Annotated in this window: 10 protein-coding genes; 6 read left to right on the plus strand and 4 right to left on the minus strand. The window is 50.2% G+C overall.

Annotation, left to right across the window (positions count from 1 at the left end; all coding sequences use genetic code 11):
* Nucleotides 1–145 precede the first annotated feature (145 nt).
* A complete protein-coding gene (locus Mal48_RS08095) occupies nucleotides 146–5,074 on the plus strand; it encodes a PVC-type heme-binding CxxCH protein (protein WP_197442164.1) in 4,929 nt (1,642 codons plus the stop codon).
* Nucleotides 5,075–5,204: 130 nt separating this feature from the next.
* Here Mal48_RS08095 and Mal48_RS08100 read toward each other — a convergent pair whose 3' ends face one another.
* Genes Mal48_RS08100 through Mal48_RS08110 form a run of 3 tightly spaced genes read right to left on the minus strand, consistent with a single transcriptional unit; the run spans nucleotide 5,205 to nucleotide 9,014 of the window.
* Nucleotides 5,205–6,605, minus strand: coding sequence for a lipopolysaccharide biosynthesis protein (locus tag Mal48_RS08100; protein WP_145197822.1), 1,401 nt, complete (start codon nucleotides 6,603–6,605; stop codon nucleotides 5,205–5,207).
* The gene (locus Mal48_RS08105; RefSeq protein ID WP_145197824.1) at nucleotides 6,598–7,863 is read right to left on the minus strand and encodes a glycosyltransferase family 4 protein; all 1,266 of its coding nucleotides are present in this window, start codon (nucleotides 7,861–7,863) and stop codon (nucleotides 6,598–6,600) included. Before Mal48_RS08105 ends, Mal48_RS08100 begins: the two co-directional genes overlap by 8 nt.
* Nucleotides 7,860–9,014 (minus strand): sialidase family protein, encoded by a 1,155-nt coding sequence (locus tag Mal48_RS08110; RefSeq protein WP_197442165.1) that lies wholly within the window; start codon nucleotides 9,012–9,014, stop codon nucleotides 7,860–7,862. Before Mal48_RS08110 ends, Mal48_RS08105 begins: the two co-directional genes overlap by 4 nt.
* A gap of 502 nt (nucleotides 9,015–9,516) precedes the next feature.
* Here Mal48_RS08110 and pgsA point away from each other — a divergent pair.
* From pgsA to Mal48_RS08130, 4 genes are all read left to right on the plus strand, one after another.
* A complete protein-coding gene (gene pgsA, locus Mal48_RS08115) occupies nucleotides 9,517–10,212 on the plus strand; it encodes a CDP-diacylglycerol--glycerol-3-phosphate 3-phosphatidyltransferase (RefSeq protein ID WP_145197826.1) in 696 nt (231 codons plus the stop codon).
* A gap of 15 nt (nucleotides 10,213–10,227) precedes the next feature.
* A complete protein-coding gene (locus Mal48_RS08120) occupies nucleotides 10,228–11,373 on the plus strand; it encodes a CPBP family intramembrane glutamic endopeptidase (protein ID WP_145197828.1) in 1,146 nt (381 codons plus the stop codon).
* Nucleotides 11,374–11,727: 354 nt separating this feature from the next.
* On the plus strand, nucleotides 11,728–13,503 hold the full coding sequence (locus Mal48_RS08125; RefSeq protein ID WP_145205894.1) for a chloride channel protein: 1,776 nt from the start codon (nucleotides 11,728–11,730) through the stop codon (nucleotides 13,501–13,503).
* A 143-nt stretch (nucleotides 13,504–13,646) separates the two neighbouring features.
* Nucleotides 13,647–16,277 (plus strand): vWA domain-containing protein, encoded by a 2,631-nt coding sequence (locus Mal48_RS08130; RefSeq protein ID WP_145197830.1) that lies wholly within the window; start codon nucleotides 13,647–13,649, stop codon nucleotides 16,275–16,277.
* On the opposite strand, the gene Mal48_RS08135 is transcribed toward Mal48_RS08130, so the two are convergent.
* A complete protein-coding gene (locus Mal48_RS08135) occupies nucleotides 16,261–16,716 on the minus strand; it encodes a hypothetical protein (RefSeq protein WP_145197832.1) in 456 nt (151 codons plus the stop codon). The two genes, Mal48_RS08130 and Mal48_RS08135, sit on opposite strands and share 17 nt — an antisense overlap.
* A 346-nt stretch (nucleotides 16,717–17,062) precedes the next feature.
* Between Mal48_RS08135 and Mal48_RS08140 the strand changes: the two genes are divergently transcribed.
* Nucleotides 17,063–17,815 carry a hypothetical protein gene (locus Mal48_RS08140; protein ID WP_145197834.1) on the plus strand — a complete coding sequence of 251 codons (753 nt, stop codon included), beginning with the start codon at nucleotides 17,063–17,065 and terminating at the stop codon, nucleotides 17,813–17,815.
* The last annotated feature ends 15 nt before the right edge of the window (nucleotides 17,816–17,830 follow it).

The raw sequence follows: 17,830 nt of genomic DNA on the forward strand, positions 1-17,830 counted from the left end.
ACACTGCTTTGTGAAAATAAGACTCTGCATAGCCGATGAAGCCGACGTTTTCTGCGCTATCAGAATTCACTCTCGCGAGGACTCATGATCTGGAACTGCATTGATTGAAATGCAGCAGGGTCGCATTGCTGGATACCAAGAGAACATGACTACATTTGTGCGCACAACACTCTTCTTCCTCTGCGGAGTCTGTTTTCCAGGTGGCCCCTCGGCCTCCGAATCGGCGGAGCCAAAGCTGAAGTTGAATCAGGGCGACCACGTTGTCTACATCGGCAACACCCTGGCAGACCGGATGCAGCACCATGCCTGGTTAGAAACTTACTTGCACGCGCTGTATCCCGAAGCTGATCTGACATTCCGGAACCTTGGCTTCTCCGGGGATGAAGTGACGACTCGACCACGATCTGCAAACTTTGGCGATCCCGATCAATGGATGGCGAAGTGTGAAGCGGATGTCGTTTTTTGTTTCTTTGGATACAACGAAGGGTTGCGCGGTGAAGCGGGCTTGAAGAAGTTCGAGACCGATCTGGCAACGATGATCGAGAAGATGCGTCAGCAGAAGTACAACGGAGAGTCTGCTCCACGGTTGGTGGTCTTCTCACCGATTGCTCATGAAAACCTCAGAAGCCCACATCTTCCGAATGGCTCTGAGAACAATCGTAAACTTGCCATGTATACCGAAGCAATGCGAAAGGTTTGCAAAGCGAGCAATGTTCAGTTTGTCGATTTGTTTTCAATCACTCAAGAACTGTACGCCAATGCAGAGAAGCCACTCACCATGAATGGGATTCATCTTCTTGATCATGGAAACCGATTGGTCGCTCAGCAAGTCCTGAAAGCACTCGACCCTCAAGCAAATATTCCTGGCGATGAAGCAATCGCAAAACTGCGTGAGGCTGTTCTTGAGAAGAACGACTACTGGTTTAATCGCTACCGCGTAGTCGATGGCTACAACGTTTATGGTGGTCGTTCCAAACTGGCTTGGTTCGGGCAGTCCAACGCAGATGTCATGAAGCGCGAAATGGAAATTTTCGATGTCATGACTGCCAATCGTGATCGCCGCGTTTGGGCGGTCGCACGGGGAGGAGATCTGGTCGTCACAGATGACAACCTGCCTGAAGAACTCAAAGTGAAAACGAACAAACCGGGACCGCTTGAGGATGAGAAGTTCCCGTATCTGGAAGCGACAGACGCCATTTCTAAAATGGAAGTTCACAAAGATATGGAAGTGAACTTATTCGCTTCCGAGGAGATGTTTCCGAGACTCATTAACCCGGTCCAAATGTCTGTCGATCCAGACAGCCGTTTGTGGGTGTCAGTCTGGCCATCGTATCCACACTGGAATCCGACTCAAAAGCGTGAGGATGCAATCGTCATTCTTCCAGACGAGGACAATGATGGTGTGGCAGATGATTGCATTGTGTTCGCAGATGAGTTGAACAGTATTACGGGTTTCGAATTTTGGGGCGGCGGTGTTTTGGTGGCGGCTCCTCCGGAAATTTGGTTTCTGAAAGATACGAATGGAGACGACAAAGCAGATGTCAAAATTCGTATGCTGCAAGGAATTTCAAGTGCTGACACTCATCACTCTGCCAATGCAATGTTGATCGGTCCCGATGGCTGGCTCTACTGGTCACGTGGTGTGTTTAATGTTGCCAACTTTGAAACGCCGACGAAGACGTATCGCTCTGGGCAGACCGGCGTACACCGCTTCAACCCACGGACGTTCGAAACGGAGTTTCATTTTCCGATCGGCCCAAATCCACATGGTGACGTCTTTGATCGTTGGGGATACCAGTTTGCCAGCGACGGAACGAGTGGAACAGGTTCGTATATCAATATCGGTAAAGGTGTCGGAAACAAAAAGTGGTACGAGAAACGAGTCCGTCCCGTTCCGGCAACAGGTTTGCTATCAAGCAGCCACTTCCCTGAAGAGCTCAACGGCAATTTTTTGATCGCCAATGCCATCGGTTTTTTAGGAGTGCTGCAACATGAAGTGAAGTACGACGGTGCGGACATTACTGCAGTCGAGATTGATCCAATTCTGGTCTCGTCGGACCAGAACTTCCGCCCGAGTGATATGGAAATTGGCGGCGACGGAGCTTTGTATATTGCAGATTGGCACAATGTTCTGATTGGTCACATGCAGCACAATATGCGAGACCCGAATCGCGATCACGATCACGGTCGCATCTACCGAGTGACTTCTCCTGGGCGTCCGCTTGTGAAGCCAGCGAAAATGCGAGGCAAGCCGATCAAAGAAGTTTGTGAAAACTTCTTCGCCTACGAGAACGGAACTCGCTATCGAGCCCGATTGGAACTGAGTGGACGCGAAACGAAAGATGTTGTTGAGCAAGTCAGTCTCTTTGCTGCTCAGTTAGATCCGCTAAAAAGTCCGAAAGAGCGCGACGAGGCACAGGCACTTCTCGAATGCTTATGGGTCTTCGAAGAGCACCGCGTCCCGAATGAAGATTTACTCAAAAAAGTATTTCAGGCGAAAGAACCCAAAGTTCGCGCAGCTGCGATTCGAACTCTCGGGCACTGGAGTGGTGACATCCCTGGGTGGGCTTCAATTTTGATGGAAGCAGCTAAGGACTCTTCTGCGCTCGTCCGTGCTGAAGCTGTGAAATCGGCAGTAGAGTACACGGGAGTCACTCCACTTGAAGTGATTTTTCAGGTGATGGCTCAGCCTGTGGATCCTGAACTCACAACCGTCATCAACTATGCCAAAGGTCAACTCAATCTGGATCAGATGATTGAAGAGTCAATCGCCTCGGGGAATCAACTCTCTGCGGCTGCGACGAGTTATGCTCTGACGAATGCGTCGATCGACAGCTTGAATAAGCTTGAGCCCTCTGCTGAGATTCACCGTGCCATTCTCGCTCGTGATGAAGCGAATGAAGCTCAGTTGGAAGCTGCCCTCGCTGGATTGTCGAAAATGACTAAAGAGAGTGAAACCGATTTACTGATGCAGCTTCTCAATGATGCACAAAGCGATCCCAGCGGCAACGTGAACACTCTCGGGAAATTGCTTCTCAAGCAACCAGCTTCCGCACTGCAAGTTAAGCAGGATGAGATAGAAAACATTGCGATCAACGGTGCAACTCCGGCAGTCAAGCGACTGGCTTATGCCGCCTGGGTTGCGTCAGCTGGTCCAGATGATGCGTTTCTGACAGCGTCCGCATCGAAGGGGCGTCTGCAAGATTTCCTCGACGCTGTCCCGACTGTGGATGTGAAAGCACGGGGCGAATTGTTCAGCAAAGTCGAGCCGCTCATTTTCGATTTACCTGGACATTTGAAAGCAGAAAAGGGAGCCGGAGCTTCCTTCGAAAACGGAATCAAAGTTGAATACTACTATCCGAGTGCCTCCAATGTGGCACTGGAGACTCTGGCGAAAATGGTTCCCAAAGATTCCGGGATCGTGCCTGAAATTGTGATGGATGTTCCGCAATTGAAGGAGCGGGACAAATTCGCACTGAAATTCACCGGGATGATTGTCGCACCAAAGTCTGGGAAATATACCTTTGCAATCGCCTCGGATGATGGTTCACGTGTCTATGTCGCAGACAAGTTGGTCATCAATCATGATGGCTTGCATGGCATGAGTGAAAAGAGAGGGACAATCGATCTGCCTGCCGGAATTCATCCACTGATTGTGACGTATTTCGACAACGGGGGTGGCGATGGGTTGCGAGTTCGCTGGTCAGGTCCAGGTTTCAAGCTGCAGAAAATCGCACCGGAAAGCCTGATGATTCAAGGGAGCGAGACCCTTCACGATGTGGCGATTCGTGCTCTCGATTCTATCCCCGGTCACGAAATCGCTAAGGTTAATTCACTTGCGAAACTTGTGAAACAGGGGCGGAATCGACCTTCAGCCATCCGCGCGCTACGCAACATTCCGGTCGAGAATTGGCCAGACATTCAAATTCGTCCAATGCTCGACAACCTTGTTGGATACCTCTCGAACATGCCGGCTCAAAGCCGAACTGGCGGGCCAGCCATGGATGCCATCGCCCTTGCGAAGTCACTCAGCAGCCAACTGCCTGATGAAGAAGCCAAAGCGGTGCTGAACCGGCTGGAGAATCTCAATGTCCCCGTCATCGCAATTGGAACTGTGACGCATCGAATGATTTACGACAAAGAGTTAATCGCCGTCCAAGCTGGGAAACCGGTGGAATTCCGATTCTCGAATACCGATGCCATGCCGCATAACTTCGCGATCACAAATCCAGGCGCACTGCAAACCGTCGGGGAACTCGCAGAGGCAACCGGACGTGATGCCGACGCGATGCAGCGGAATTATATCCCTGATAGTGATGAGATTCTGCTTGCCAGCCGGTTGCTGCAACCGGGGGAAAATCAGGCATTAAGTTTCGATGTTCCCAAGACTCCGGGGGTTTATCCGTATGTCTGTACTTATCCCGGCCACTGGCGACGGATGTATGGGGCACTGTATGTGGTCGAGAATTTGCAGGAGTACAATGCCGATCCTGAAAAGTATCTGGCCAAGCATTCTCTTCCGATTAAAGATGAGTTGCTTACTCTCAACACTCGAAGTCATGAATGGAAATACGAAGAACTGGTTGACGAAGTGAAGGGACTCTCAAGTGGTCGTTCCTTTGAAGTCGGCAAACAACTCTTCAAAGTCGCCAGTTGCGTGGGGTGTCACCAACTCGACAACGAAGGCCGCGTTTTTGGTCCTGACCTCGCGAAACTGGAACCGAAAAAACAAACAGCTGATTTCATTCTTCGCTCCATTCTTGAACCTTCGAAAGAGATCGAGCCAAAGTATCAGTCGCATACCTTCCTCCTCGATTCCGGAAAAGTTGTTACCGGGATGATCATGAAGGAAACCGACGACGAGATCCATGTCGTGATCGATCCGCTGGCGAAAGACAAACCGACAGTTCTCAAAAAGGACTCGATTGAAGGTCGGAAACAAGCGGAGCTCTCTTTGATGCCGCAAGGGCTGGTCAATAAACTCTCACCCGAAGAGATACTTGATTTGATCGCCTTCGTTGTTTCTAAAGGAGACAAGAATCACAAACTGTTTCACGGCCATCATCACCATTAGAGCAGTTTGCTCTCCCATGTGCCCGTGAAGAACGTGTTCAATCAGCAAGTGAGCTGTTCTTCACGAGGCAGAACACGAAGTCCGTATGGGATTTGCTCTACGTGAAAAATGCGTCTTCGGAAATAACGTCTCACGCTGAAGGTTTTTCACTGGAAGCGTCGTCGTGTGGTTTTATTGTTTTACGGTGTGCCAGCAACAACCAACTGCTCACAGGAATTGTGTAGCAAATACTGATCAAAAAATAGCTGACGACAATTCCGGTCACGCCATAGTGTCGACCGAAATAAACAGCTGAGATGCCGGTGATACTGGCGGAAATCACGTTCTGAAGTAGGAACGGATCCTTCTTGAACAGCCGAACATAAGAGTGCATCACCCAGGAAAGTTGCAGAAAGAGAGTTGCCAGAACAAGAAACCCAACTTGCCCCGGAGTCAGGAAACGGTTAGCTGCGTCGGAATTGAAATATGTCAGCAACCAGACGCCAGCGACAAAAGCTCCTCCTGCGGAAAGAAACAGGCTGACGGAGATGGCACCGATTCGGAGCATTTTCTGTTCGAGTTCAGCAATCTTTCGCTTCGCGACAAGCATCCCAAATTCCGGCATTCGTGTTTGGACCCATGATAAGCTCGCGGCTTGCAGGTTGGAGACAATCGACCATGTCATGCCCATACGTCCTGCGGCAGCCTTTCCATAAAACTGATCAATGACCGGGATGAAGAAGTAGCTGGAAAAGTACCCTCCAATACTTTGGATCGCGAGTCTCCACTGGAGAGGCCAGGCTTCGTCTTTCCAGGAAAAACGATCGGTCTCAGAATTCGACTTGAGAGATTTGAACATCGTTCGGTAGCGGAAATTCACAAGGAAAATTTCCCAGCCGAGCCGCACAGAATTGGCGGCCGCGACTGTCCAGATTCCCCACCCGGAGAGGATTGCCGTCCACACAACAAGCGACCCGATCACTGCTTGGAACATTCGCACGAAATTCACCGTCGTCACCTGATTGCATCCTTCAAGAACTGCCAGACGCGGTTGATAAGTGAGCGAGATGGCATTGAGAACGACAGCGACCACCCAGGGGAACTTCCAGAAGGATGTCGGTTGGTCGGGATTTTGAATCACGATCAATCCACCAATAATCAGCCCCGGCAGGAACAGAAGGAGCATGAATCGATACCAGCGATCACCAAACTGCGAGATCGTCGAGAGCCGCTCGAACGCTCGTTGTTCACCGATCACTTCTCCTGCTTCATTGAATTTCAAATGTGACCATTCGTGGCTGGCCAGTAGCGACAGAATATGATTCAGACCCAACTCAAAAAAGATCTGGGCTGCCAGTAAACTATGAAACAGATAGTAGTAGCCCTGGAGGTCTTCGCCAAAGAATTTGTAGATGAGATAGATCGTCACGGGCGCCGCAAAAAACTGCCACCCGCGAGTGATCAGCATGTACCCAACTGCTCGATTCACCGCGAGCTTGTCACGTAGAAATCGCTTGATCGCTGATCCCGGTGCCTGGTCTCCGTCACTCATTGTCTCTCGTCAATTCTTCCAGAAGAACTGCGTATTGGTGCATATCGATATGCTGTTCAATCATCGCTCGCCCTGCCCTGCCCAACTGTTCAGCTTTTTCTTTGTTCACTAAGAGTGATCGAATGTCCTCAGCCATCTTTTCAGTCGTTCCCGAGAGAATTGCTCCTCCGGAACGATGTATTAAATCCGGGAGAAAGTCGAGGCTGACAATTGGAGTTGAGGTGGCAGCGGATTGTAGTAGGACATTCGGAAATCCCTCGTGTTCAATCGACCCGGTAAACGCGAAGGCGATTGAGTTTTTGTAAAGTTGAGGCATTTGAGCAAACGGAACCTGATCGAGAATCGTGACATTCGGTGTTTTGATCTGTTCAATTTCTTCACGCACCTCCTGCACGCCACGATTCAGGACCATCACAAATTGAATGTCGGGACATCTGGCAGCGACTTCAAGTAGCGACAACGGTCTTTTGTGAAATCGGTCTGATCGACCAACCCAGAGAACGTAATTCTCAGCAGCCACCAGTTTGGGGTGTTCCACATTCGATAATTGTTGATCCCAGCTCTTCAAGTCGAAAGGGTTCGGGATGACTGTGGATTCGCGATGAAAATGGTCAAGCAGCAACCGTTGCTGGTGTTCCGTTTGCACAACAATCTGCGATGCGTTTGAGATGGCGTACCGGACAATTTCAGAGCGTTCGCCGTATTCGTTTTGGAAGTCGTCTTCATTCGCGAACCGCTGATTCAGTTCGGCGTTCGCACGAATCAGGAGAATGGTTTTGGTCTTCTTCTGCTTGAGGCTCAAAATTGCCTTGGCAGAAACGAGGTTCGCACCAAACAGAAAGATTGCATCGAAATCAAACTGCTGAATGAAGGGGTTTTCTCGGAGTTCGTAGGAGCGGTTTGGGAAAAATTGGCGGACCGCTGCCAGCACTGGAATCTTCCAAATCAGCGAAGGGGAAAATTGCCCGATTTTCAACCAGGGGAAACGAGGTTGAAGCTCGACGACCCCTGAGAGTGATTCGCGCACAACCTCTATAGGCTGCCAGTCCGTGAGTATCTCCACGCCGTCAACTTGTTGACGAGGCTGACGTGTCTGATATCGCGTGAGCAATGAGACGTCCAGATTTCCCAACGATGCCAGTGCCTTCGCGGTGAGCCAGGCGCTCGTTTCAGAGCCGCCAAAGTGTCCTTTCAGTTTCGGGATTGCGACTGGCAACGCTCTAATTGAATGAACACCAACTTTCTGTTTTTCATTCAATTGGAACTACCTTGAAACGGCTTGGCGACCTGATTGATCAAGACACGCAGGCGAGTCGTGTCGCCTGGTTTCTCGTTTGTGATGTCGTCTTCACTGAAAACCGCCATGAAAGTTTGTCGGTCGGTTGTTCGATTTCGATCGTAAATAATGTAAATTTTTCCGTCCTCAGCTTGGACTCCATCTGGGTAACTGATGGTGCTTCTTTCGTCAAGAATGAGTCCAGAGGACCAGGTGAGTCCGTCATCTTTGGAGATTTGGGCGGTGAGTTTATTTCTCTTTGTGGTGTCATGATGCTTCACCAGTAAGAGGTGACCCGAAGCAAGACGACGCAGGAAGAATCTGGCGGACGGATGCGCGATATGGCTTGGTTTAGCGGTTGACCATGTTTTTCCTCGATCTGTGGAGAGACTTTCCAGCAGCGTCCCGGTGTTCGATCTGATCAGCATCCACAACGATCCGTCTTTACGCTCAACGATCATATGTTCGTCGAAGGCTCGCATTTTCGGCGGGACATGGCTGGCACCGCGAACTTCCCATGATTTTCCGTGATCGGTGGAAACAACAGCACGAGCGCTGTTGTCGGTTTTTCTCCATGTCGATGCTGGAAGAACCCATTCTCCGGTGGAGAGAACAGTCGGCTTGCACATCATGACACCGTCGGTGAGACGTCGAGGCGCGGACCACTTTGGGTTTTCTACGTCTGGGGTTTCAGTTGTGATGGCCCAGACTCCAGCGACGGTTCCGTCATGTGCGATGGCTTGTGCCCAGAATAACCAGAGTCGTCCATCAGGATCGAGCCAGACTTCCGGATCGTATGCTCGGACCGGGCCAGTTTTGTCAGGATCGATGATGACTGAGTGTTCAGTCCACGTTTTTCCATCATCTCCACTTGTTACAGCAACGACGTAATTGTTCTGATCTTCTCCGCCGGTCGGGCTGGCATACCAGACTGCCCAAAGTCGCCCTTCCGGGCTGCGAGCCAAACTCGGAATGCCCTGGAATTTCCGTGTCTCTTTCTGGTACTCAGGACCAATATTCTGTGTGAAGACTTTGGGTGGTTTCAGAAAAGGTTTTTCGTCATCAGCCATCACCGGTGGTGAAACGAAATAGATGAGGCTGAAGATAGTTAAAGGAAGTCGAAAGTTTCGCATTGGGAAATTTCCAAATGTTGGTTGTGTGAATTGATGAGAACTGATCCTGAAACTTGAAGTTGCTCTCTCAAATTTTGAGAAAAGTGGTTGTTCCAGAGGTTTTCGGACTGGTTCTAAAGCTGACCCTGAAACGCATTCTACACAGTCACACGGAAGAGCAAACTGACTTGAGAAAACCGTCAGTATCCTATCGGAGACCGATCTCCAATTCTACCACTGGCGAGAACTCGCAGGGCCATCCGATTGTTCATTATGGGTGTGTTGAAATCGACGTCGAGTAACGTAGGCTCATTGCGAGTTCGTACAGGACTTCGCTAAGTAGGCGAAGAGTGGGAGGTGGGGGAGTATTAATTCTTAATAGCATCACTCTCTTGTAAACAGTGCCAATGTCTTGCGAACTTTGCCTATCGTTCTCCGATGTCGATTTCTAAACTGAATGGATTCTAATCATCCTCATTGGTTCGAGGAATTCGAGAGTCCTCTATTTAATAGTGTGGCAATAATGGCGAACTCTGAAGACGTGGCAAATCCAGAAACAAAGACGAATCCAGAAAAGGCTCCTGAAGTGAGCTCATGGAATCTTCCGAATGCGATCACTTTCTCCCGGTTGATCCTGGCATTTGTCGTTTTGGCGATGCTCGATATGACCGAGTGGTGGATCACATGTACGGCAGTTTTTGTCTTTGCGGTCTCGACCGATTTCCTTGATGGGTACCTCGCAAGAAAGTGGAATCAGGTGACGGTTCTCGGCCGCATCATGGATCCGTTCGTTGATAAAGTCATCATTGGAGGAACGTTAATCTTTCTGATTCCGCATCCGGACAGCGGTGTCTGTGCGTGGTTGACGTTTATTGTGATTGGACGGGAAATGTTTGTCACCGGGTTGCGATCCGTTTTGGAGGGGCACGGTGTCGATTTTTCAGCGAAGTGGAGCGGGAAAATCAAGATGATCGTGCAATCAATCACAATTCCTCTGGCGATTCTCTCGCTGAGTCCCGAATTCGGAGACTGGTTGGGCGAGAATAAGGTAAGTTTTCTTCAGGTAAGAGACCTGTTTTTGTACGCGACTGTCGGAATTACGCTCTATTCTGGTGGTGAGTACACTTGGAGAGGGCTCACATTGTTGAAGGCCCAAGCTGAAACTCCTGAGTCAGATGGCTTAAATGAATCGAGCACTGAAGACTCCGACAACTTATAATGAAGAATCAGGCGAATGATGAGTGACAGCCAAGATGATTTCATCGACACGCCGGTGATTGCTGAAGCGGTCAACCCCTTTGATGGTCCTGTGAGCGAAGGAAGCGAAGCTGAGGGCTTTTCGTCTGAGGAGGAGTTTTCTGCAACGCCGTACCGTGCTCCCGGTCCCGGATTGCCAGAATCATTCGGTTGGATCTTCCTGTTTTTTACGCTGCAATTTGGAGCGATGATTGTTGTCCTGGTCTCAGCGATCCTGTTGACAGCCAATGCAAACGGTGGGCAAATTGGTTTCAATTTAGAGGCTTGGTTAGAGACTCTTTCACCGACAGAGAAGCTCTTTGTCTTTACGTCTCCGGCGTTCTTTGCGCTCTTTCTGTTGATTCCATTAGGTTTGTTGCGCCTTGCTCCGCGACCGATCTCGCGATTGAATCTTAATCTTCCGTCGTTCGGTCAAACAATCATGGTCACGAGTGTGGTCATTCCGCTTGCAATTGTCGGAAGCGCAGTGATGGCGGCACTCAATCCAATTTGGCTGGAATTCTCTGCTCCCTATCCTGTGTTTCGAATGCTCAACGACATGGATGCGAATGCAATTCTGGGCCAATTTGGTGCAGCCTCGCTTCCGGTTGCTCTGTTTTTCATTGCGGTCGTGCCAGGAATTGGAGAGGAGTTTCTATTTCGCGGAATAATTGGACGGGGACTGGTCGCACGCTGGGGCTTGGTCGCGGGGATCGGGATGACCTCTTTACTGTTTGCATCCGTCCACATGTATCCTCCGCATGTCCTGGCAATTGTGCCGATGGGGATCGCTCTGCACTGGACGTATTTGATGACAAAGAGTTTCTGGGCTCCCGTACTCTTTCACTTCCTCAACAATGCACTTGCAACGCTGCAGATTCAGTCCGATCAAGTCGACGAAGAGCCAACACACTGGGCTATTCTTTTGATCGCAGCGGCATACTGTGTTTGGTATATGTACTGGTTAACCCAGATGCGGACCGTACACCAAACAGCCGGAGGGGAGGAGTACGTCTCGCCTGGAAACGAAGTTGAAATTCCCCTTGGAATTGAAGTGCAGAGGAAATCGCAAACGTATCTCATCCCGGTTCTTGTAGCCATTTTGATGCTCGGAGCTGAGATTCTATTGCTGATCTCTCTTTGAGGTGGCCTTGGCAAACTGTTCCTGTGAAGGACAGGTTTCGTGAGGTTCAGGGATGGGGCAGCCAAGCCAGCTATCATGCCTTGACACGAGCTCTTTTCTGCCTGCAATGCGAATTCGGACGAGATTGAGCGGTCAGCAGAGACTGGAGAGGCATCACCGATATTGAGATGTTTCGCATTCTATGGGGCTTTCCCTTGATCATCTTGCACGATCTCCAAACAATCAGCGCCTACTCGTTGACTGGTGTTTGGATTGTGTCCGAAAGTATACGTTGTGCTTCATCTGGAGAGACTCTTTACCGCGCTTGACTGGAAATCGTCAGGGAAGTGGACGTTTTTATCGATCTTAGTCGGGATGATCGCAGGTTTGGGAGGGATTGCTTTTCAAGTCATCGGCCAATTTGTTCTGCACTACTCTCTCGTCATGTTCGCTGGGTATTCTCCTGCGGAAGCTGTTGGCGAACACCTCATCTTTGATCATTCACATACGGGACAGTTCTCGCCTTGGTTGATCGTTGTGGTGATGACGATCGGCGGATTGCTTTCGGGGTGGCTCGTGTACACCTTCGCCCCAGAGGCTGAGGGACACGGAACTGATGCTGCCATAGATGCCTATCACAATAAACGTGGAAGAATCCGCGGCCGTATTCCAATCGTCAAGACGTTCGCGTCAGCCATCACAATTGGAACAGGTGGATCAGGAGGACGCGAAGGTCCGATCGCTCAAATTGGAGCCTCCTTTGGTGCCTTTTTAGGGAAGCTCTTAAAGTTGCCGTCGCGAGATCGCCGGATTCTGCTGGCGGCAGGAATGGGAGCCGGTGTCGGAGCTGTCTTTCGCGCCCCACTCGCAGGAGCTTTGTTCGCTGCGGAGATTCTCTACAGCGAAAGCGATTTCGAGGCTGAAGTGATTATCCCGGCAGCGACTGCTTCAATCATTGGATATTCCGTCTACGGATTATGGCTTCCCGCAGAGATGCATCACACGCCATTGTTCGGAAACGATTTGAATTACGCAGCTGGCTCGCCGCTGGAACTTCTACCATATGCTGTTTTGGCGGTTGTGGTTGCGGTGATGGGGATTGTATATATCAAAGTTTTCTACGGAATTCACAATCTCTTTGCGAAGCTGCCCGTCCCAAAGACGCTTCGACCTGCGATTGGTGCAGGTCTCGCAGGTATTATCGGAGTTGGACTCTTCAAGCTTTGGGGGGAAGAGCGGCAAGCGCTGGCAGTTCTCTCAACTGGATATGGCACGCTTCAACAAGCATTGACGGCCGCAACGGAAGTCGGAATTCCACTTTTGTTCACGATCGCTGTCGTGAAGATCTTGACGACATCGTTAACGATTTCTTCAGGAGGATCAGGAGGTGTCTTTGGCCCTTCGATGGTGATCGGTGGCTGTACAGGTGGAGCTGTCGGTTTGATTTTTCAACAGATCTGGCCTGATCTGGTTCCCCATCCCGAAGCGTTTGCGATCGTCGGGATGGCAGGATTCTTTGCCGGGTGTGCTCATGCTCCGTTTTCCACGATCATCATGGTCTCGGAAATGACTGGCGGCTACGGCTTGCTGCTGCCGACGATGTGGGTTTCGACGCTGACTTTTGTGATGGGGCGTCCGTGGAAGTTGTACTCGAAACAGGTTCCGTCGCGACTCGAGTCGCCCGCGCACCGTGGCGATTTCCTGGTTGATATCCTCGAAGGAATCTATGTTCGTGATGTCTACCACGAGAGAAAATCATTGGTGCTCATTCCGGAAGCGATGACGCTCAATGAAATTGTGCATACGATCGCGACAACACGACAGCACTATTTCCCCGTTGTTAATGAAGCCGGACGGATTGTCGGTATCTTTTCGAATGACGACGTTCGCTCATATCTCTATGATGAAACTTTATGGACTTTGGCAAATGCGGGAGATGTGATGAATTCCCACGTTGTCAGTGTGACGCCTGATGACGACTTAAACACCGCCCTGCGATGTTTCACTGCGATTGCGATCGACGAACTTCCAGTCGTGGATGCAGAGGACGATGGAAAGTTGTTGGGCACCATTCGTCACAAAGAAGTCATCGCTGCCTACAATCGCCGGTTAATGGAATTCAAAAAAGCCGCCCAGGACGAACAGGAGTGAGCGATTAAAGATTTCATCAATCTATCACATTTTTCGAATTAGTGTTCGCGTTCTGCCTCGTGGCGAGCAGTCTGTGAATTCATGAAAGTGAACTTCACGGGACGGAGTTCAGAGTCGTCAACATGCCCTAAGTGGAATGACCATTGTATCGCTGGTTGCCCTTCATCTTTCTGAGCATCGTGTTGATTGCCATCGCTTCTTTGATGGCGATGCTTGTCTCGTATGTTGGGAGCAACATGTATGGTGACTGGAAGCTCGTCTTTCAGCAGTTGCAGTCCCAGTCTCGATGGCTGACTCTCAGTGTGGCCTGTGCCGTGGCGATCGTGCTGATTGCCAAGTTGCATGAATATGAACGTAAACTGGTCTCGCCGACATTGGGGACAAGTTTGCTCGCGTTGCGGATGTTCTTGATTTTAATCATTTTTCTTACGCTCCTCGAACCGGTGTGGACGTGGTCTTACGACAAAGAAACCCTTGGGCGTGTCGTCGTGGCGCTGGACGTTTCCGAGAGTATGGAGACGAGAGACCAGCATGCCGCACTCTCTGAAAAACTTCGCTGGGCGAAATCCCTGGGAATGTTCGGCAAGAAGGGATCGAAGGGGGACGTCGATGAATGGATTCGGCGTTTGGAATCCAAAGAGGAACCGGAGTGGATTTCCGAAGAGGAAGAGCCGAATCCGCAACGACGAGAGCAACGTTCACAAACACGTCGAAAAGATATCGAAGCTTCTGTCGAAACGGTTGCAGACTATTCGCGGTTGGAACTTGCCGCCAAGGTTTTGTCAGCTTCAAAGGAATCGGTCCTCGATCAACTTTCCGAGAATGCCCAAACGGAGTTGGCGATCTTTGCGACCGACGAAACTCGAGTTGATCGAGAGATTTTCAATGAGATTCTGGCTGGCGGTGAGATCAAGGTTCAACGGGGAACGTCTGATTTATCTCAGGCTGTGAATACAGCGATCCAGTCCGATTCAGAAATTCCGTTGGCGGGTGTGGTGCTGATCTCCGATGGGCGAGACACTTCGAAACTCGATCAGAAGAAATTCCAGCAACGCCTTTCTGGCCTTGGAGTGCCAGTTCATACCGTGTTAGTCGGTTCGGAGTATCGACCTCGCGATCTCGCGATCTCGCATTTAGATGTCCCAGAGACCGTTTTTGAAGACGATTCTTCCATCGTAAAATCGATTGTGCATGCGTATGGATTTGAAGATCAAGAAGTTACCGTTTTCCTGGAAGACATTGATTCGCCTGATCGAGAACCGCTTAAGAAAATTTTCACAGTGGAGAAGACGGAAACAGAAGTCGCCTTTAATCTGGATAATCTCGATCTGGGACGGCATCGATTTCGGGTTCGGACAGAGATCAAAGATCGGGAACTTCGTGACGACAACAACAGCAGAGAGTTCTCCATCAATGTTGTCGATGGGACGGCTCATGTGCTGATTTTGGAAGGTGAAGGGCGTTGGGAGTTTCGGTATCTTCGAGCAGCCTTGAGTCGTGACAAGCGAGTCACTTTAGACGAGGTTCTTTTCGAGCAACCGTTTCTTGGCATCCTTGATGCGCCGTTCTTTGATTCGCAACTTTCTCAACTGCCACCCGTCGAGGGGGATGCGACCCAATTCGCCAACTACGATTGCGTCATTATCGGAGACGTCTCTCCGCGTCATCTCACGCTGGCACATTGGCGGAACCTGGAGCGGTATGTTCGGGATGAGGGAGGAACACTCGTCATGACTGCGGGAAAACGTGATTTCCCACTTTCATATCGCGGCACAATTGTGAACTCTCTTCTGCCGATCGAAAACTTGCGAACGATTGACTTGCAGGGAGAAAACCAAATGCTCCCTCCTGCCCAGCGTGGCTTCCATTTTTCGATCACTCCCGATGGAGAACAGATGGCCATGTTTCAGTTAGGCGACGACTGGAACCAGTCACGACAAATCTGGAGTCAGCTCCCCGGGCATACTTGGGGGATTCTTGGTCAGGCGAAAGGAGCAGCGACAGTTTATGCCGCTGCATTGAATCCTGGTGAACGTCCGAGTCTGGAATTAGAGCGCGAAAATGCTTTGGTCGTTCAACATTATGTCGGGAACGGACAAGTTCTTTGGCTGGGAGTCGATAGTACCTGGCGATGGCGTTTTCGTGTGGGGGATTTGTATCACCATCGTTTTTGGGGGCAGTTGATTCGCTGGGCTGTCGGATTTAAAGCGACCGCCGCGACGGAACATGTTCGCTTAGGTCTTTCGCGAAGTGTCATTAACGAAGGAGAAGTGACAAAGATTCAGGCGCGTTGGAACGATCGCTTTCTCGCACAGCATCCGAATCTCAAATCGGTTGCAGTGATACGTTCAACAGATGGGACCGACTTTCGAAAGCGGGTCGATCTTAAGGCTGCGGAGAATCAGCCATTTATGCACGAAGCAGATGTGAGTGACCTTCTCCCGGGGGAATACCTTGTGACTTTGGAAACACCAGGTATTGAATGGGCGAAGAAATCTCCAGAAACGGTGCTGATCGTTCGGGAGGAACTTTCTGAAGAACTGACCGACGTGAGTGCATTCCGCGAACTTCTCGTGGAGATTTCGGAAGCTTCGGGTGGGCGCTTCTTTTTTCTGGATGAAGTTGCCGAACTCCCGGAACTCTTTGTAGGGACTCAGGACGTCACATCGTTACGGGAAGAAATCCCGTTATGGAGCCATTGGATTGTGCTTGCGATCTTCTGTTGTATCGCAATGACGGAATGGGTTGTCCGGAAGGTTAATGGACTTCCGTAGCAACGTTGATAATCAATCCCCCTGCCACGTATGAGTGGGGAGCATTCTTTTCATTCCAGCGAATTTCGACCAGCAAATGCTCTGTGCCACGTCCAAAGAGATCGAATTCAGCAATGACGAAGTCGGTCTCAATTTTCTCGTCGTAGCAAAAACCGACACCGTGTGGTGAGATATCTTTAGTCACACCGATGATTGGCTGATCACGTGTACAGATGGCGAGTCCGTCTTCAATCTGGACGGTCCAGATGTAGATCGGTTCTTCAAATTTCACACGAAGTTCACCGCGTCTTTCTAAACTGCGACACAGTGAAATCGGTCGACCGCTGAACGTCGAATACGCAATGCCCCGCGCTTCCTTGATCCTCTCAACTGTTGAGGGAATTAAAGAGGCTTGAGTATTGATCTCGTAAGATCTCAGAGAAACGACATTTTTGACCATTCTTGCGTCCAGCTGGTGAAAGGAACATCCATGGTGAAATTTAGAACACGTCAGGACTCCTGACCGATTTTTCAACCGAGATTAAGGGTTTTATCGGCGGAATGTGCCGGTTGAATTGGCTGGAACAGCTGATGGACGATGAATTCAAGGGATATTTGCTTTCTCGCCTTGCAACATGATCCAAAGGAGAAAGTTCCATAGGCCTTGGAACCGATGAAATCGTAACAACATGACTCATCGAGATAACTCGTTGGTCAGCTTGTCAGATTCTGTCGCGCGGTCGAGATTTTTGAATGTCGGACAACTTTTACCGCGGGCGCGATCACATTCTGGATTGGTGTTTGAAATGGCAGCTTTGCGAACAACTCATCTCTTTGCATCTGGTCTTCTCGTGCTGGTGGCTCTCAGCGGTTGTCAGTGTTGCGAAGTCTCTGAAATTTATGGAGATCGCATTGATCGCATCGCTGACAGACAACTCACTCTCGACCGCTTCTATCGACCCGGTCTGGATCTGACTCGAATTTGTCACGATTGCAATACTCAGAGTCCGTATTATCAGCACCCTGTCATCTATCCGGAAAGTCGAATTTCCACTCGACCTGCGGTCGAACCGACAGTCCCGGATGTTCCACCCTCAGAAATTCCTCCCCTACCCGAGTTGGCTCCTGCTCCACCAGCTGATAATGCTGATCCTTCGGTTGAGGATGCTCCAATCATTCCACCAGGGCCCGCCGAGGCAAGGAAATTGCCATCGCTCAGGGAAACTTCGTTGAAGCCGATTGAAGCGGTTCCGGCAGCAAAACCACCAGCATCTCCCGCTGCGACTGCGACTCCAAAAGTTGTTTCTCAACCCAAGTCCAGTCAAGAGGCCACGTCCATCCAAGAGGTATCGCTTCCACCCGTTTCTGCATTTATCGGGGCAATCAAAACGAAGCAACCCGAGATTTCACAAGTCTCGAAGTCTGAGGCCGCCGTTGATGAGAAGCCTGAAAGCCTTCCGAAGCAGATGAACGTAACTCCTCCAAAACCAATCGGACCAGTCTCCGCACCCGCAGGAATCAAGCCGTCTCAAAAATTTTATCAGCATCAGAATCGTTAACAGCCGGTACATTCC

Origin of the sequence: Thalassoglobus polymorphus (assembly GCF_007744255.1) — a bacterium.
Taxonomy (GTDB): Bacteria; Planctomycetota; Planctomycetia; order Planctomycetales; family Planctomycetaceae; genus Thalassoglobus; species Thalassoglobus polymorphus.